Consider the following 17,215-nt stretch of genomic DNA (forward strand, 5'->3'; position numbering starts at 1 on the left):
ATTGTTGCGCCCGGCCCTCCCCCAAGGGCAGGCGCGTTACTTGTAGCGGCCTGCCCTTTGCAGGACCTCGATCTCGTACCCGTCCGGGTCCTTGATGAAGAAGAAGCGGGCGATCACCTCGCCGCCGGGCGCGAAATCGACCAGCTTGCGCGGCGCGAAGCCGGCATCCAGCATGCGCGCATGTTCCGCGTCCACGTCATCGACGGAAAAGGCGACATGGCCGTAGCCGTCGCCGAGGTTGTAAGGCTCGGTCCGGCCCTTGTTCACGGTCAGCTCCAGCTCGGTCGCGCTTTCGGCGTTGGCGAGGTAGATCAGCGTGAAGCTCTCGAAATCCAGCCGCTCGGCGACCTTCAGGCCGAAGGCGCGGTCGTAGAAATCGACCGAGGCCGCCTCGTCCAGAACGCGGATCATCGAGTGGATATACTTGGCCATGAGGCCCCCTTGTCGTGACTGTCCTGAGAATCAGCCTAAGGGGCGCGGGCGCGGCAGGGGTAGTATCAGGCTACTACAGGCGCGAAATCCTACTCGGCCGCGATGGCGGTGATGCGCGGCGCCTGTTCTTCGCCAAGGTGGATCGTGCAGGCGCAGCGCAGAAGCGAGGTGAAGTTGCGGGCCTCGCCATGCAGCTCGAGCACCTCGGCATGCAGCTTCGAGATGAAGGCCGGGGTGCTGACCCCCTCGCGCGCGGCGATCTGGTCGAGGATGCCCCAGAAGGCCCGTTCCAGCCGGATCGAGGTGGACTGCCCGTTGAGGCGCAGCCGGCGGGTGACGGTCTCGTAGCGGTCGGGATGCTGTCCTGCGAAGATCTGGCACATCAGCTTGATCTCTGGCCTTGGGTCCGGGCGACCAGATTGCGCCGATCCCGCGCCAAAATCAACGCCGCCCGGACGGGACGGCGCTCACACTTTCGTCGCTGGAGGGGGCGGCCTCAGTGGGTCCAGGGCATCCGCCGGTCGGTCGCGAAATTCTCGCCATAGCCGCGCGGGCGCACGTTCGGGGCGCGGCGGTGCGGCACCTGCACGACATAGTCCAGCTTGTGCTCGCGCGCGTAATCCTCGGCCTGCTTCAGCGTGTCGAAGCGCAGACGGACCTGCGCCTGCGTGTCGCGGCTGCTGGTCCAGCCCATCAGCGGGTCCAGCTCGCGCGAATCCTTGGGCGGGAACTCCAGCACCCATTTCCGGCTGCGGGCGCTGCCCGACTGCATCGCGTTGCGGGAAGGCTGGTAGATGCGCACGGTCATGCGGCTCGTCCTCTGGCTGATCCGACCGAGTTATGTGGAAAAGCCGCGTCCGGTTCAAGCCCCCTGGCCGCGGATGCGGCGCCGCCGCGTCAGTCGGCCGCCTGAGGCGCAAGCCGCACCGAGGGCGTGAAGGCGCCCGACAGCTCGGCCGCGCCGCCCTGCTTGTCCATGACGCAGACCATCACGGCGCCCGCTTCCGGTCCTTCGCTCACGTGCAGCAGCGCGATCCCGTAGCTTTCGCTGCCGAAGGGATCGACCGAGATGTCGGCCGCCGCACCCTCGGGCAGAAGGGCGAGGCAGGCCGCCTCGGTGCGGTCGCGGAACTCCTGCCACGCCTCTTCCGTTGAGGCGAAAGCCGCGCCGCCGGCCGCTGCCACGATACCTGCCGCCAGAAGACCCTTGATCCGCATCGACATGCTGCCGCCCCTTCCGAAAAGACCGACGGTGAAGCTGGCACAGAACCGGCTCCGACATCAAGAAGGTGATCCGAGATGACACGACACCTGCGCCACCTGCCGCCCCTGCTTGCCGCGACGCTGCTCGTCTCGGCCTGCGCGGCTGGCCCCTCCTACACCGTCGCCGCCACGCGATGCGATCCCGCCCAGCACCAGGCGCTGGTCGGGCGCAACATCGGCGAGACCTTCCTGCCCCCCTCGCTTCGCGTGCGCGAGATCTCTCCGGGGCAGATGGTCACGCAGGATTACGACCCGGCGCGGCTGAACATCTTCATGGACGTGAAGGGCTGGATCGGCCGCGTCAGCTGCGGCTGATCACCCCCGCCGCTTCGAGCGCTTGTTGCCGCCCCGCTGGCCGGCCCGTCCGGCCGTCGAGCGGCCCGAGCCGCGCATCGCGACCTCGGCCGCTTCCTCGACGGCTGACTGCCGCGCCATCGGGTCGTCCGAGATCGCCAGGTCCACCGCCTCTAGCCGCTTTACCTCGTCGCGCAGGCGCGCGGCTTCCTCGAACTCCAGGTTCTCGGCGGCCTTGCGCATCTGCTGGCGCATCGCGTCCAGATGCGCCGCGAGGTTCGCGCCGATCAGGGGCTTGTCCACCTTCGTCGTGATGCGCGACTGGTCCGTGTCGCCCTGCCAGAGGCCCGCCAGCACATCGTCCACGTTCTTGCGGACGGTCTGGGGCGTGATGCCATGCGCCTCGTTATAGGCCATCTGCTTCTCGCGCCGCCGCTCGGTCTCGGCCATGGCGCGTTCCATGCTGCCGGTAATGCGGTCGGCATACATTATCACCCGGCCCTCGACGTTGCGCGCCGCCCGGCCGATGGTCTGAATGAGCGAGGTTTCCGAGCGCAGGAAGCCTTCCTTGTCCGCGTCCAGGATCGCGACCAGCCCGCATTCGGGGATGTCCAGCCCCTCTCGCAGGAGGTTGATCCCCACCAGCACGTCGAAGGCGCCGAGGCGCAGGTCGCGCAGGATCTCGATCCGCTCGATCGTGTCGATGTCGCTGTGCATGTAGCGGATCTTGATGCCCTGCTCGTGCAGGTATTCGGTCAGGTCCTCGGCCATGCGCTTGGTCAGGGTCGTGACCAGCGTGCGGTAGCCGGCGGCCGTCACGCGGCGCACCTCGTCCAGCAGGTCGTCCACCTGCATCTCGACCGGGCGGATCTCGATCTGCGGGTCCAGAAGCCCGGTGGGGCGGATGATCTGCTCGGTGAAGACGCCGCCGGTCTGGTCCATCTCCCATTGCGCGGGGGTGGCCGAGACGAAGACGGATTGGGGCCGCATCGCGTCCCATTCCTCGAACTTCAGCGGGCGGTTGTCCATGCAGCTGGGCAGGCGGAAGCCGTGCTCGGCCAGCGTGAACTTGCGCCGGAAGTCGCCCCGGTACATCGCGCCGATCTGCGGAACCGAGACGTGGCTCTCGTCGGCGAAGACGATGGCGTTGTCGGGGATGAACTCGAACAGCGTGGGGGGCGGCTCGCCGGGGGCGCGGCCGGTCAGGTAGCGGGAGTAGTTCTCGATGCCGTTGCAGACGCCGGTCGCCTCCAGCATCTCGATGTCGAAATTTGTGCGCTGCTCCAGCCGCTGCGCCTCCAGCAGCTTGCCCTCGTCCTGAAGCTGCTTCAGGCGGCCCTGAAGCTCGGCTTTGATGCCCTTGACCGCCTGCTGCAGCGTCGGACGCGGGGTGACGTAGTGGCTGTTGGCGTAGATGCGGATCTGCTTGAAGCTGTCGGACTTCACGCCGGTCAGGGGATCGAACTCAGTGATCGCCTCAAGCTCGTTGCCGAAGAAGTCGAAGCGCCAGGCGCGGTCCTCGAGGTGGGCGGGCCAGACCTCGACCAGATCGCCGCGCACCCGGAAGGCGCCGCGCTGGAAGCTGGTGTCGAGCCGCTTGTACTGCTGCGCGACCAGCTGGCCCAGGAACTCGCGCTGGTCGTAGCTCTGCCCGACGATCATGTCCTGCGTCATGGCCGAATAGGTCTCGACCGAGCCGATGCCGTAGATGCAGCTGACCGACGCGACGATGATCACGTCGTCGCGTTCCAGAAGCGCCCGAGTCGCTGAGTGGCGCATCCGGTCGATGGCCTCGTTGATCTGCGATTCCTTCTCGATATAGGTATCGCTGCGCGGGACGTAGGCTTCGGGCTGGTAGTAGTCGTAGTAGCTGACGAAGTATTCCACCGCGTTGTCGGGGAAGAAGCCCTTGAACTCGCCGTAGAGCTGGGCGGCCAGCGTCTTGTTCGGCGCAAGGATGATGGCCGGGCGCTGCGTCTCCTCGATGACCTTCGCCATCGTGTAGGTCTTGCCGGTGCCGGTCGCACCCAGCAGGACCTGGTTCTGCTCACCCTCCAGCACTGCAGCCGCCAGCTCCTTGATCGCGGTGGGCTGGTCGCCCGCCGGCTTGAACTCGGACTGCATCACGAAGCGCTTGCCGCCCTCCAGCTTGGGGCGGGTGACCTCGATGGGGCGCATCACCGGGGCGTTCGTGTTGTTGTGACCCATGAGGTTCCTGATCCGTTCGAGGCTGCCCCAAAGATGTGTCTGCCGGGCCGGAAGTCAACCGCGCGAGAGCCGTGCGGGTTGCAGTTCCGTCCAGCCCTGCCCGCCCGACAGCTCGTCCGCGAGGATCTCGGCCGTCACCGGGCCGAGGGTGAAGCCTTGGTGCCCGTGGCCGAAATGCGCCCAGAGGTTCGGCTGGTCCGGCACCCGGCCCACCAGAGGCAGCATGTCCGGCATGCAGGGGCGGCGGCCGGTCCAGGGCTCGGCCTCGACCGGGGCGCCGATGTCGAACAACTCGCGCGCGGCCTTTTCGCCATGTTTCAGCTGCGGGGGCGAGAGGCGCGGATGGGGCGTCAGCTCGGCGGCCGTCGCGATCCGAAGGCCCCGGCGCATGGGCGACAGGACGACCGAGTTGCCGAAATCCGCGATCGGGTGATGGGGCGGCATCTCCATGTGGTAGTGCCGGTGATAGCCGCGCTTGTAGACCATCGGCACCTTGAGCCCGAAGCGCTGCGTCAGCATGGGCGACCACGGCCCGAGGGCGATAACGGCATGTTCGGCCTCGACCTCGTCCGCGACCCAGGCCGCGCCCTTGCGGTGCAGGTCCCCGGCGTCACCGTTCACGATCCGCCCGCCGCGCTTCTGGAAGAGCGCCGCGTAGGAGGCGACAAGTCCGCCCGGATCGGCGCAGTTCCAGCTGTCAGACCAATGCGTCGCGCCCTCGACCTGCACCTTGATCGCGGGCTCCAGCGCGCGCAGCTGCGCCCCGTCCAGCAGTCGCGCCTCCACACCGAACTCGGTCCGGAACCGCTCGGCCGTGGTACGGGCGGTGTCCATCTTCGCGGGCGTGCGGTGCAGCTCGATATAGCCGTTCTTGCGGATGATGTTGCCGGCGCCCGCCGCCTCGATCAGCGGGCCGTGGCGGTCGGTGGACTGCCGGATCAGCTTGCCCCAGGTGACCGAGGCCCGCCGATGCGCCGCCGGCAGCGAATTCATCGCGTAGCTCCAGATCGCGCCCAGCTGCGAGACCAGCCCCGCCGGCGTCCACTTGACGTCGAAGCCCCGGCCCATCGCGATCTGCAGCAGCGCCCCGGGGGCCAGCGGCATGGCATAGGGCTCGACGGCTTCCGTCTGGATCAGGCCGGCATTGCCGTAGCTGGTCTCGCGCCCCGGCACGCCCCGTTCGACGATCGTGACGTCATGCCCCCGCGCCTGAAGGGCCAGCGCCGTCGAGACGCCGACCATGCCCGCACCCAAGACCAGAACCTCGGCCATCGCCGCCTCCATCACCGTACCGGCTCAGCGATGCGGCGGAATGCGTGAGGGGACAAGTATTCTTCGGCGACGGCCAGAATCTTTGCAAGATTCAGGCGAAAAGCTCTCGGCAGAAGGTCAAACCTTCGACCAGCGCGTCCACTTCTGCCTTCGTGTTGTACATGCCGAAACTGGCGCGGGCGCTGGCGGTGACGCCGAAGAACTCCATCAGCGGCATGGCGCAATGGCTGCCCGCACGGACGGCGATGCCCTTCTTGTCGAGGATGGTCGAGATGTCATGCGCATGCGCCCCCTCCATCGTCATCGAGAAGATCGCGCCCTTCTCGGGCGCGTCGCCCTGAATCTGCAGCCAGTTCAGCTCGCGCAGCCGGTCGCGCGCATAGTCGCGCAACCCCCGCTCATGCGCGGCGATGTTCTCCATCCCCAGGTCCATCATGTAGTCCAGCGCAGCGCCCAAGCCGATCTGGTTGACGATGCCGGGCGTGCCCGCCTCGAAGCGCAAGGGCGGGTCGGCATAGGTGACCTCGTCGCGCGCCACGGTGCGGATCATGTCGCCGCCGCCGAGGAACGGGCGCATCTCGGCCTGCCGCGCGCGGCTGATCCAGATCGCGCCCGAGCCTGAGGGACCATAGAGCTTGTGCCCCGTGATGCAGAAGAAATCGCAGCCGAGCGCGCCGACATCGACGGGCATGTGCACGGCAGACTGGCTGCCATCGACCAGCACCGGCACGTCGGTGCCGCGCGCGATGGCGGCGACATCCACCACGGTGCCGGTGACGTTCGACATATGGGTGACGGCGATCAGCTTCGTCTTCGGGCCCACGGCGGCCAGCACCTTCTCGGGCGGCAGGCTGCCATCGGGCTCGGGCTCGACCCATTTCAGGACCACACCCTGCCGCTCGCGCAGGAAATGCCAGGGCACGATGTTGGCGTGATGCTCCAGCACGGACAGCACGATCTCGTCGCCCGCCTGCATCCGCGGCGCGGCCCAGCCATAGGAGACGAGGTTGATCGCCTCGGTCGAACCCGAGGTGAAGATCACCTCGTCCTCGTGCGGGGCCTTCAGGAAGCGGGCAATGGTCGCGCGCACCTTCTCGTAATTGTCGGTGGCAAGGTTCGACAGGAAGTGCAGGCCCCGGTGGACGTTGGCGTATTCGCCCTCGTAGGCGCGGGTGATCGCGTCGATCACGCAGCGCGGCTTCTGGGCGCTGGCGCCGTTGTCCAGGTAGACCAGCGGGCGGCCGTTGACCTGCCGGGACAGGATCGGGAACTCGGCACGAACGGCGTTGACGTCGAAGCTCATTGCGGCATCTCCGGCAGAAGGCCAAACGAGGCCGCGAAGAAGGACATGATGAAGCCCATCGCCAGAAGCGTGGCGAACATCACCAGCAGGATCTTCGGCCCGCTGGAAAAGCCGTGCAGCGCCTTCACGAACTGCACGGTCAGCCAGAGGAACAGCGCGATGGCGATGATCCCCATGATCGCCGCGGCGCCCGGCAGGACCAGCGACAGGACGATCTGGACGACCTGCACGATCAGCAGGATGACCTCGATCCAGACGGCCAGCAGCAGCGCGTCCTCGAACCGGCCGTGGCCGCCGAACATACGCCCGACACCCGCCATCAGCCAGGCGCCGATGACGATGGCCGCCAGCTGGAAGCCGGCCAGGACCAGCGGCTGCTGGCTGAGGGCGAAGGTCGGGACCTCGGCGTCCTCGGGCACCGGGAAGAGCTGCGCCGAGACGAAGGCCAGGATGCCCGAGACCGAGACCGCCAGCAGCAGCCCCATCCAGCGCGCCGACATCGGCCAGCCCTGCGACAGAAGCAGATGCGCGGCCTCCTCGGGGTTGCGGAAGGTGAGCCGGACCAGCCCCTTGAACATGTCGGTCGTCATCAGTTCCGCCTTGCCAGCGCCGCAATCCCGGCGCCCCAGATGAAGAGAAAGCCGAGGCCCGCGACCACGCGCGTCAGCGTCAGCGCCGGACCCGGCCCGATCATCCCCGCGACCAGCCCCGAGAGCAGCATCGCCGGCGCGACGGCCAGCAGGGCCCAGAACAGCGCGAGCCGGCTTTCCCGCGGCGCGAGCCTTCTGGGCGCGGCGCGCGAGATCAGCGCCACGAGGCCCGCGACCCCGTAGGCCAGCAGCGGCATGATGAAGATCACCGCCATCAGCGAGCCTGCCATCCGCGCGTCCAGCGGGATCGAGGGGTCGATCTGCGCCGCCCGCGCGTTCATCGGCGCCTGCGCGATCAGGAAGATCAGCATGGCCAGCATCAGGACCGCGATCAGCACGCGGTCCGGCATGCCAGCGAGGCCCCGCACCACCCGGCGCGGGGCCCACCAGCTTTCCAGCACGCGGTGGACCATCCCGGTCCCCGCGGCTGGCGTCATATCGCGGCCTGATCCGTCAGCCATGCGTCCAGGGCTTCGTTGATCTCGGATCGCAGCGCCTCGTCCTCGACCTCTTCCAGCGCGTCGGCGAGGAAGGACAGGACCAGGAAGACGACGGCGCGCGCATGCGGCACACCGCGCGAGCGCAGGTAGAACAGCGCGTCCTCGTCGATCGCGCCCGTGGTCGAGCCGTGCGAGCACTTCACGTCGTCGGCGTAGATCTCCAGCTCGGGCTTGGCGAGGAACTGGCTTGCCTCGTCCAGCAGCAGCGCCTGGCTGATCTGGTAGCCGTCGGTCTTCTGCGCGCCAGGCTTGACCAGGATCTTGCCCTGGAAGACGCCGGTCGCGCCGTTCTTCAGCACCTTCTTGAAGACCTGCCGGCTTTCGCAGCGCTCGGCCCCGTGGGTGATGAAGATGGTGTCGTCGTGGTGGAAGGGCGCGGCGGATGCATCGCCCAGAGCGGCGGCCGCGATATGCGCCACCGCGTCGTCGCCGGCGATGTCGATGACGCCCTCGTGGCGCATCTGCGTGCCGCCCACGGCCAGCGAGAAGCTCTTGAACTGCGCCTCGGCCGCGACGCGGGCGAAGATGTGCGCGACCCCGGTCTTGGCATCCCCGGCGCGCTTGGCCGCGATGTGGTGGAAGCGGGCGCCCTGCCCCAGATCGGCCTCGATCACCCCGTTCGAGCGGGCGCCGGTCGCCCCCGTCTCGAGCAGCGTCAGCTCGGCCCCCGGCTCGAGACGGATGGTGTGGTGCCACATCGCGTCCGCCTCGGCGCTGCCGCGGCGGTGGATGATGTGGATGGGCCGGGCGGGCTTGCCCGTCACGCGGATCAGCAGCCCGTCCGTGGCGAAGCCGGTGTTCAGCGCCGCGAAGGGCCGGCGCACCGGCTTTTGCCCGGCGGCTTCCAGCGTGCCGTAGAGGCCCGCCGCCCAGTCCGCGCCGTCCGCAAGGCGCGAGATCTCGACCCCGTCCAGCGCCAGCGCATCCGAGGCATCCGCATCGAAGACGCCATCCACGAAGACCAGCCGCAGCCGCTCGGTCGTGCCGAACAGGGGCGAGTCGCCGGCGCCGCTCAGCGGCAGCGCCGTGGGGCGAGGCGCGTTGAACGGACGCGGGTCGGTGTAGCGCCAGTATTCGTCGCGCGGGCCAGGCAGCCCCATCTCGCGCAGCCGCGACAGCGCATCCTGGCGGGCGGCGGCGAGCGTGTCCTGCGGCAGCGTCAGCTCGGCCAGCCGCGCGTCCAGCGCGCCGGCGGGCTTGGGGGCGCCGGCGACCTCGGGGGTCTGCTGCACCTTGGTCTGGAGGGCCGTGTCAGCCATCAGCCGGCCTCCGCCAGAAGATCGCCGTAGCCGTTCTCTTCGACTTCCAGCGCCAGTTCCGGCCCGCCCGACTTCACAATGCGGCCGTTCGACATGATGTGCACCACGTCCGGCTGGATGTGGTTCAGAAGGCGCTGGTAATGCGTGATCACAAGGAAGCTGCGGTCGGGCGAGCGCAGCGCGTTCACGCCTTCGGAGACCAGCCGCATCGCGTCCACGTCGAGGCCCGAGTCGGTCTCGTCCATGATGCACATGCGCGGGGCCAGCATGGCCATCTGCAGGATCTCGTTGCGCTTCTTCTCGCCGCCCGAGAAGCCCACGTTCACCGGGCGCTTCAGCATGTCGGGGCTGATCTGCAACTCGGCCGCCTTGGCGCGGACCTCCTTCAGGAACTCGCCCGAGGACAGCTCGGTTTCGCCCCGCGCCTTGCGCTGCGCGTTCACAGCGGTCCGCAGGAAGGTCATGTTGCCGACGCCGGGGATCTCGACCGGGTACTGGAACGCGAGGAACAGGCCGGCGGCGGCGCGTTCCTCGGGCTCCATGTCCAGCAGGCTCTCGCCGTCCAGATGCGCCTCGCCCTCGGTCACCTCGTAGCCGTCGCGACCCGACAGGACATAGGACAGCGTGGACTTGCCCGACCCGTTCGGCCCCATGATCGCATGGACCTGACCGGCGGGGACCTCAAGCGACAGACCCTTCAGGATCTGCTTGTCCTCTTCCTCAAGCTTGACGTGCAGGTTGTTGATTTTCAGCATCTTTCCCTCAAACGGCGAAGGCGCCGCTGCGGGCGCCGTGTGGGCGGGGGGCCGGGCGCTGTGCCCGGCCGGAATGGATCAGCCGACCGAGCCTTCCAGCGAGATCGCGACAAGACTCTGGGCTTCCATCGCAAATTCCATCGGCAGGGCCTGCAGCACCTCGCGGCAGAAGCCGTTCACGACCAGCGCGACCGCCTCTTCCTCGTCCATGCCGCGCGAGCGGCAGTAGAAGAGCTGGTCGTCATCAACCTTGGAGGTCGTCGCCTCGTGCTCGACCCGGCTCGAGGTGTTCTTGACCTCGATATAGGGCACGGTATGCGCGCCGCACTTGTCGCCGATCAGCAGACTGTCGCACTGCGTGTAGTTGCGGCTGTTCGTGGCGCGCGGGTGCATGGTGACCAGCCCACGATAGGTGTTCTGCGCCTGACCCGCCGAAATGCCTTTGGACACAATGCGCGAGCGGGTGTTCTTGCCAAGATGGATCATCTTGGTGCCCGTATCGGCCTGCTGCCAGTTGTTCGCGATGGCAATCGAGTAGAACTCGCCCTGGCTCTCGTTGCCGCGCAGGATGCAGGAGGGGTATTTCCAGGTGATCGCGCTGCCGGTTTCCACCTGCGTCCACATCACCTTGGCCCGGTCGCCCCGGCAATCGGCGCGCTTGGTGACGAAGTTGTAGATGCCGCCCTTGCCGTCCTCGTCGCCGGGGAACCAGTTCTGGACGGTCGAGTACTTGATCTCGGCATCTTCCAGGATCACCAGCTCGACCACCGCCGCGTGCAGCTGGGTCGTGTCGCGCTTGGGCGCGGTGCAGCCCTCGAGATAGCTGACATAGCTGCCCTTGTCGGCGATGATCAGCGTGCGCTCGAACTGGCCGGTGTTCTCGGCATTGATGCGGAAATAGGTCGACAGCTCCATCGGGCAGCGCACGCCCGGCGGGATGTAGACGAAGGAGCCGTCCGAGAAGACCGCGCTGTTCAGCGTCGCGAAGTAGTTGTCGGACTGCGGCACGACCGAGCCGAGATATTTCTTGACCAGCTCGGGATGCTCGCGGATCGCCTCGGAGATCGAGCAGAAGATGACGCCGGCCTTGGCCAGCTCGTCCTTGAAGGTCGTGCCGACGCTGACGCTGTCGAAGACGGCGTCCACGGCGACCTTGCGGCCCTCGGCGGGCGCGGCCTCGGCGCCCTCGACCCCGGCCAGGATCATCTGCTCGCGCAGCGGGATGCCCAGCTTGTCATAGGTCGCCAGCAGCTTCGGATCGACCTCGTCCAGCGACTTCGGCTTCACTTCCATGCTCTTGGGGCGGGCGTAGTAGTACTGGTCCTGGTAGTCGATCTTGGGATAGTTCAGCAGCGCCCACCGCGGCTCGGTCATGGTGACCCACCGGCGATAGGCTTCCAGCCGCCAGTCCGTCATCCATTGCGGCTCGCCGTTCTTTTCCGAGATCAGCCGGACGATGTCCTCGTTCACGCCCTTGGGCGCGTATTCCATCTCGATCTCGGTGTCCCAGCCATACTTGTAGCTGCCCATGTTCTGGACAGTCTCGACCGTTTCGCGGTCGACGCCTTCGCGCACGTCAAGATCGGTGGTTGCCGTCATCCTCTATCCTTCCTCGGTGGCCTTGGCGCGGGGTGCCCCGGCCATGCCATTCCTGTCGCGCCAGCGTGAATACGCGGTTTCCCACGCATCCGCAAATCGGTTCAGCTGATCCTCGTCCAAAGCCGGGCTTATGGAAATCCGGATGGCCGATTGGGCCTGCTGATCGTCATATCCCATCGCCTGCAGCACCCCGCTGGCCCGGACCTTGCCGGACGAGCAGGCCGAGCCTGCGGAAACGGCGAAACCCGCGAGATCCATCTGCATGACCTGCGTCTCGCCCTTCCAGCCGGATGTAAGAAGACAGGTCGTGTTCGGCAAGCGCCGGGCGCCTTTTCCTGCAACGATCAGCTCGGGAAAACGGCCCGTCAGCCGCGCCTCGAGCCGATCGCGGCGGGCAGCGACCTCGTCCCAGAGGCCCGCTTCCAGATCCGCTTGCGCGGCCCTCGCGGCGGCCGCGAAGCCGAGGATGCCGATGAGGTTCTCGGTTCCCGCGCGGCGCCCCTGCTCCTGCCCGCCGCCCTTGAGCATGGCGGACAGGTCGGTGCCCTTCCGCAGGACCAGCGCTCCGATGCCCTTCGGCCCGCCCAGCTTGTGCGCGCTGACAAGGCCGGCCGTCACGCCCAGCCAATTGAAGGCAAATGGGATCTTGCCGAAACCCTGGGTCAGGTCCGAGGCCGCCAGACCCTCGGGCAGGGCTTGGATCACGCCCGTCTCGCTGTTCGCCAGCTGCAAGGTGGCGCCTGCCGGCTCGTCCACCGTGACACGCCCGTCCTGGTCCACCGGCAGCACCGGCCGGCACCAAGCCTTGACCGCGTCGTGTTCCACCGGCGCGCAGGCAAGGTCGCGCCCGACCAGCACCATCGCCGCCGCCTCGGTCGCGCCCGAGGTGAAGACGACATCCGCCCCCTCGGCGCCCAAGGCGGCTGCGACATCCTCGCGCGCCCTTTCCATCGCCATCTTCGCCGCCCGCCCCTCGGCGTGGACGGACGAGGGGTTTCCCGCGACATCCATCGCCGCGATCATCGCCTCCCGCGCCTCGGGGCGCAGGGGGGCGGTGGCGTTCCAGTCAAGATAGGCCCTCATGCCAGCGCCTCGGCGATGCGCAGGGCGAGGCGCTGCGCCACCTCGGCCTTGGGCAGGCGCGGCCATTCCTCGGCGCCATCCGCGTGGATCAGGGTCACGGCGTTCTCGGTTCCGCCCATGATGCCGGTGGCGGGGCTGACGTCGTTGGCGACGATCCAGTCGCAGCCCTTGCGGGCCCGCTTGGCCGAGGCGTGGGCGATGACGTCATGCGTCTCGGCCGCGAAGCCCACGACCAGGGCCGGCCGCGCCGCGTGGTGCGACAGCCAGGCGAGGATGTCCGGGTTCTCGACCATCTCCAGCTCGGGCGGGCGGCCGCTGCCATCCTTCTTCATCTTGCGCTCGGCCGCCGCGGCAACGCGCCAGTCTGCCACCGCCGCGGCCATGACAGCCGCATCGGCCGGCAGTGCGGCCGCCACCGCCTCCTGCATCTGGAGGGCCGTCTCGACGCGGATTACCTCGACGCCGGCGGGCGGTGGGACCTGCGCCGGCCCGGTCACGAAGCTGACCCGCGCGCCGAGATCGCGCAAGGCGGCGGCGATGGCGGTTCCCTGCGCGCCCGAGGAGCGGTTCGCGATGTAGCGCACCGGGTCAATCGGCTCATGCGTCGGCCCCGAGGTCACGATGACGTGGCGCCCGGCCAGAAGGGCTGGCTGGACCTGCGCCTCGGGCAGCAGCTTCAGCGGGCTACCGGGAAGAGCCGCACGGATCGCCGCCACGATCGCCTCCGGCTCGGCCATGCGGCCGGGGCCGAACTCGCCGCAGGCCATCTCGCCCTCGTCCGGGCCCACGGTCAGGATGCCGTCGCCGCGCAGCGTGGCGAGGTTGCGCTGCGTTGCCGGGTGCTGCCACATCCGCACGTTCATGGCCGGCGCGATCAGCACGCGCTTGTCGGTCGCCAGCAGCAAGGTCGAGGGCAGGTCGTCCGCCATTCCCTGCGCCATCCGCGCCATCAGGTTCGCCGTCGCCGGCGCGACCACGACCAGATCGGCCCGGCGCGAGAGCTGGATATGCCCGATCTCGGCCTCGGCCGCGATGTCGAAGAGACCCTCATGCGCCGCCTCGCCCGCAAGCACGGACAGGGACAGGGGCGTGACGAACTCGGCCGCCGCGCGGGTCAGCACCGGCGTCACCGCCGCGCCTTCCGCCCGGATCAGGCGGATCAGGGCCGGCACTTTGGTGGCCGCGATCCCGCCGCCGACGATCAGAAGTATCCGCTTGCCCTGCATGGCCCGTCCTTTCGGTATGCTGGCTAGATAGCTGCACGCCGGCGGTGCCGCAAGGAAGCGGGGGCGCTGCCCCGTCGCCGGCTGGTTCTTGAACCAGTGGCGAACCGCCGGCAACCCCCGGGATAGTCTTGCACAGAAGATGGAGGGAGGGCGGGCGTTAACCGTTCCTTAAGCGCGTCACGTTAACCATCTGCCAGCAAGACGGAGAAGATGATGGTCGCGCTGGCCTATGGGGTCGCTTTCGAAGGGGTCGAGCCGCGGCTGGTCGAAGTGCAATGCGCGCTGAGCGCCGGGTTGCCGGGCTTCGGCATCGTCGGCCTGCCGGACAAGGCGGTGAGCGAGGCCCGCGAGCGGGTGCGGGCCGCCTTTGGCGCCCTCGCCATCGCGCTGCCCAACCGGCGCGTGACGGTGAACCTGTCGCCGGCGGACCTGCCGAAGGAGGGCTCGCATTTCGACCTGCCCATCGCGCTGGCGGTGCTGGCGGCCCTCGACATCGTCCCGCGCGAGGAGGTCGCGCGCTGCGTGGCCTTGGGCGAGCTGGCGCTGGACGGGCGCCTGGTCGAGGTGAACGGTGCCCTGCCCGCCGCGCTGGCGGCCTCCGAGGATGACCGGGCGCTGATCTGCCCGAAGAGCTGCGGCAACGAGGCGGCCTGGATCGAGTCTGTCCCTGTCCTCGGCGCCGCCAGCCTGCGCGAGGTGGTCGATCACCTGACGGACCGGGCGCCCCTGGCTCGCGCGACGCCGGGCGCCTTTGACGGCGCGGTGCGGCCGGGCTGCCTGTCGGAGGTGAAGGGGCAGGAACGCCCGAAGCGCGCGCTGGAGATCGCGGCCGCGGGGCGGCACCACATGCTGATGATCGGCCCGCCCGGGTCGGGGAAGTCGATGCTGGCCTCGCGCCTGCCCGGGCTCATGCCGCCGCTAACGCCGCGCGAGGCGCTCGAGACCTCGATGATCCACTCGCTGGCCGGCACGCTGCCCGAGGGAGGGATCTCGCGTCAGCCGCCGTTCCAGGAGCCGCATCACACGGCCTCGCCGGCCGCGGTGGTGGGTGGGGGCCGCGGCGCGGGGCCGGGGCAGATCAGCCTCGCGCATAACGGAGTTCTGTTTCTCGACGAGCTGCCCGAGTTCTCGCGGCAGGTGCTGGACACGCTGCGCCAGCCCATCGAGACGGGCGAGGTCGTCGTGGCACGCGCCAATGCCCATGTCCGCTATCCCTGCCGCTTCCTGCTGGTGGCGGCCGCCAATCCCTGCCGCTGCGGCCACCTGGCCGACGCCGCCCGCGCCTGCGCGCGTGCGCCGGGTTGCGGCAGCGACTATCTCGGGCGGGTGTCCGGTCCGCTCATGGATCGCTTCGATCTGCGGCTGGAGGTGCCGGCCGTCGCCGTCACCGATCTGGAGCTTCCGGCGCAGGGCGAGACCTCGGCCGAGATCGCCGCACGCGTCGCGGCAGCGCGCGAGATCCAGGCGAGGCGGTTTGAGGGGCTTGAAGGAGTGCGCGTCAATGCCGAGGCTTCGGGCGCGCTTCTCGACGAGATTGCGGCGCCCGACGCGGCCGGGCGCGAGCTGATCCACAAGGCGGCGGACCGGCTTGGGCTGACCGCGCGCGGCTATCACCGCATCCTGCGCAGTGCGCGCACGGTCGCGGACCTCGAAGGGAGCGCCAGGGTCCACCCCCATCACCTCGCCGAGGCGATCAGCTACCGGCTGCCCTTCGTGGCCGGGGGCTAAGCCAGCGGGCAGCCAGCGGGCGGCCGGGCGGCCCTTTCTTCTGCGGCGCGTCACAGGTCACGCGGCAGAGGGTGACCCGGTCCTCCACGCAATCGTCCGTCGCCTATCCCTTGATCACATGCACTCCGGTGACGAACGCTGCAACAGTGGTGGCGGCCCTCTAGAGGACCCGCCCCAGAAGGATCGCCCAGCCCGACATGATGACCCCGAGGACCAGCGCATAGGCACCGTTCCAGCGCAGGCCGGCCTGCCGCGCGGGTTGGCCCGACAGACTGCCGAGCAGCAGGACCGAGGCGGTGAAGGGCGAGGTCACGCCGCTGATCGCCCAACCGCCGGTGACGGCGACGACCAGCGCCGCCGGGTGAAGGCCAAGCGCCTCGGGGCTGGGCAGAAGCGGCAGGATCAGCGAGGCGGCGAGGATCGGGTTCATCCCCGCCTGCCCGGCCACGGGGATCAGCCAGACCAGCACGACCAGGATCACAGGGGCGGGCACGGCCGCCAGGTCGAGCCCCGCGCGGTCCATCACCGGCGCCAGCAGATGCGCGCCGAGATGGCCGATGAACGCGGCCATGAACAGAAGGACGATCTCGCCGCGATAGCCGGGCAGCTCCTGCGTGACGAAGCGGGCGACGCGCCGCGCCGTCCCGCGCGCGCTCGCCAGCTGCAGCGCGATCCATCCTAGCGCGAGGCAGGGCACGACCAGCATCACCGCGCCGACGACGCCCACGCCGCTTGCAACGTCCACCGCCGCGACCGCCGCGGCGATGATTGCCAGCAGCGCCAGCAGCGGCCAGAGGCTCGCCAGCCAGCCCGCCGCCTGCGGCAGCCGCTCGGGCGGCGGTGCGCTGAGCCGGGGCTTGAAAATCCAGTCCATCAGCCAGCCCGTGCCCATCACCAGCGCCGCGCTGACGAGGCAGGGCAGGATCACCCGGCTCCACGAGGCGCCCGGCACCAGCGTCGTCGCCAGCACGACCGAGAAGGCGACGGGCGACCAGCAGAGCGTCGCCGCGAAGCCGCGCTGGATGGCAATCAGCATCCGCCTGAGGCGGTGGTGGCGCAGCTCGGGGTCGGCAAGGCCGGCCGTCGCCTGCACCGCGAGCCCGCCCAGAAGCGAGATCGCCCCATACATCAGCACCAGCCCGAAGAGATGTCCCCCGGCCGTGAGCGCCAGGTAGCGCCGGCCGGGCGGCTGCTCGGCCAGGAAGCGTCCGCAGCTCAGGATCGCCTCGGACCCGCCCGCCGCGGCGCGGATCGTGCCGAGCGCGGTGAAGAGGGCCACGATGAAGGCCCCGCGGCCCAAGGCGTCCAGCAGCGCGGTCGCTCCGCCCTCTGTCAGGGCCAGCGCGGCGACGGTCTGGGCAAGGCCGATGGCGACGAAGATCAGGCGCGCGGGCGCGACATGCAGGCAGAAGCAGGCGAGCGCGCCGATGGCTGCGGCGGCCGCGGCCAGCTGCGCGGCAGCGGTGCCGAGGAACTGGCCGAGGATCACGCAGATCATCACGGCGATCGTCAGGACGCCGCCGAGGGCGAGGGACGGTTGCCGCTCTGTCACCACCGTCCCCTGCGTCCTGCCGCCCTGCCCCGGGACGTTCTGCCCGGCGCCACCCGAACCGCGCGCGGGCTGGCGGTTCCCCGGCGCCGTC

The 17,215-nt window shown here is 69.1% G+C and carries 17 protein-coding genes; 2 read left to right on the forward strand and 15 right to left on the reverse strand.

Annotation, left to right across the window (positions count from 1 at the left end):
- Window positions 1–36: 36 nt before the first annotated feature.
- From BLP73_RS03150 to BLP73_RS03165, 4 genes are all read right to left on the reverse strand, one after another.
- The gene (locus BLP73_RS03150) at window positions 37–432 is read right to left on the reverse strand and encodes a VOC family protein (RefSeq protein ID WP_090740213.1); all 396 of its coding nucleotides are present in this window, start codon (window positions 430–432) and stop codon (window positions 37–39) included.
- A gap of 89 nt (window positions 433–521) precedes the next feature.
- Entirely contained in the window at window positions 522–815 is a 294-nt protein-coding gene (locus tag BLP73_RS03155; RefSeq protein ID WP_090740215.1) for a ribbon-helix-helix domain-containing protein, read from the reverse strand.
- A 113-nt stretch (window positions 816–928) separates the two neighbouring features.
- Window positions 929–1,240 (reverse strand): ETC complex I subunit, encoded by a 312-nt coding sequence (locus tag BLP73_RS03160; RefSeq protein WP_090740217.1) that lies wholly within the window; start codon window positions 1,238–1,240, stop codon window positions 929–931.
- A gap of 89 nt (window positions 1,241–1,329) precedes the next feature.
- Window positions 1,330–1,656 carry a hypothetical protein gene (locus BLP73_RS03165; RefSeq protein WP_217630629.1) on the reverse strand — a complete coding sequence of 109 codons (327 nt, stop codon included), beginning with the start codon at window positions 1,654–1,656 and terminating at the stop codon, window positions 1,330–1,332.
- Between the two features lie 75 nt (window positions 1,657–1,731).
- Here BLP73_RS03165 and BLP73_RS03170 point away from each other — a divergent pair, with 75 nt between their 5' ends.
- A complete protein-coding gene (locus BLP73_RS03170; RefSeq protein WP_090740219.1) occupies window positions 1,732–2,010 on the forward strand; it encodes an I78 family peptidase inhibitor in 279 nt (92 codons plus the stop codon).
- Here BLP73_RS03170 and uvrB read toward each other — a convergent pair whose 3' ends face one another.
- The 10 genes from uvrB to coaBC all read right to left on the reverse strand — a co-directional run bounded on the left by uvrB (window position 2,011) and on the right by coaBC (window position 13,844).
- Window positions 2,011–4,197, reverse strand: coding sequence for an excinuclease ABC subunit UvrB (gene uvrB, locus BLP73_RS03175; RefSeq protein WP_090740221.1), 2,187 nt, complete (start codon window positions 4,195–4,197; stop codon window positions 2,011–2,013). It lies immediately after the preceding gene.
- 54 nt (window positions 4,198–4,251) lie between these two features.
- A complete protein-coding gene (locus tag BLP73_RS03180; RefSeq protein ID WP_090740709.1) occupies window positions 4,252–5,469 on the reverse strand; it encodes an NAD(P)/FAD-dependent oxidoreductase in 1,218 nt (405 codons plus the stop codon).
- 91 nt (window positions 5,470–5,560) lie between these two features.
- Window positions 5,561–6,772: a cysteine desulfurase gene (locus BLP73_RS03185; RefSeq protein ID WP_090740223.1), complete on the reverse strand. Its 1,212-nt coding sequence runs from the start codon at window positions 6,770–6,772 to the stop codon at window positions 5,561–5,563.
- The gene (locus tag BLP73_RS03190) at window positions 6,769–7,362 is read right to left on the reverse strand and encodes a Yip1 family protein (RefSeq protein ID WP_090740225.1); all 594 of its coding nucleotides are present in this window, start codon (window positions 7,360–7,362) and stop codon (window positions 6,769–6,771) included. The genes BLP73_RS03185 and BLP73_RS03190 overlap by 4 nt, the downstream gene beginning before the upstream one ends.
- The gene (locus tag BLP73_RS03195) at window positions 7,362–7,859 is read right to left on the reverse strand and encodes a hypothetical protein (RefSeq protein WP_090740228.1); all 498 of its coding nucleotides are present in this window, start codon (window positions 7,857–7,859) and stop codon (window positions 7,362–7,364) included. The genes BLP73_RS03190 and BLP73_RS03195 overlap by 1 nt, the downstream gene beginning before the upstream one ends.
- Entirely contained in the window at window positions 7,856–9,181 is a 1,326-nt protein-coding gene (locus tag BLP73_RS03200; RefSeq protein WP_090740230.1) for a SufB/SufD family protein, read from the reverse strand. The genes BLP73_RS03195 and BLP73_RS03200 overlap by 4 nt, the downstream gene beginning before the upstream one ends.
- Window positions 9,181–9,936, reverse strand: coding sequence for a Fe-S cluster assembly ATPase SufC (sufC, locus tag BLP73_RS03205; RefSeq protein WP_090740232.1), 756 nt, complete (start codon window positions 9,934–9,936; stop codon window positions 9,181–9,183). The genes BLP73_RS03200 and sufC overlap by 1 nt, the downstream gene beginning before the upstream one ends.
- Window positions 9,937–10,014: 78 nt before the next feature.
- Entirely contained in the window at window positions 10,015–11,535 is a 1,521-nt protein-coding gene (sufB, locus tag BLP73_RS03210) for a Fe-S cluster assembly protein SufB (RefSeq protein WP_090740234.1), read from the reverse strand.
- Window positions 11,536–11,538: 3 nt separating this feature from the next.
- Entirely contained in the window at window positions 11,539–12,618 is a 1,080-nt protein-coding gene (locus BLP73_RS03215) for a cysteine desulfurase family protein (RefSeq protein ID WP_090740236.1), read from the reverse strand.
- Entirely contained in the window at window positions 12,615–13,844 is a 1,230-nt protein-coding gene (gene coaBC / locus BLP73_RS03220) for a bifunctional phosphopantothenoylcysteine decarboxylase/phosphopantothenate--cysteine ligase CoaBC (protein ID WP_090740238.1), read from the reverse strand. The genes BLP73_RS03215 and coaBC overlap by 4 nt, the downstream gene beginning before the upstream one ends.
- A gap of 213 nt (window positions 13,845–14,057) precedes the next feature.
- On the opposite strand from coaBC, the gene BLP73_RS03225 reads away from it, so the two are divergent.
- On the forward strand, window positions 14,058–15,572 hold the full coding sequence (locus tag BLP73_RS03225) for a YifB family Mg chelatase-like AAA ATPase (protein WP_090740712.1): 1,515 nt from the start codon (window positions 14,058–14,060) through the stop codon (window positions 15,570–15,572).
- A 160-nt stretch (window positions 15,573–15,732) separates the two neighbouring features.
- Here BLP73_RS03225 and BLP73_RS03230 read toward each other — a convergent pair whose 3' ends face one another.
- Window positions 15,733–17,124 carry a hypothetical protein gene (locus tag BLP73_RS03230; protein WP_217630630.1) on the reverse strand — a complete coding sequence of 464 codons (1,392 nt, stop codon included), beginning with the start codon at window positions 17,122–17,124 and terminating at the stop codon, window positions 15,733–15,735.
- Window positions 17,125–17,215: the final 91 nt, after the last annotated feature.

This window comes from Paracoccus tibetensis, assembly GCF_900102505.1.
GTDB lineage: Bacteria > Pseudomonadota > Alphaproteobacteria > Rhodobacterales > Rhodobacteraceae > Paracoccus > Paracoccus tibetensis.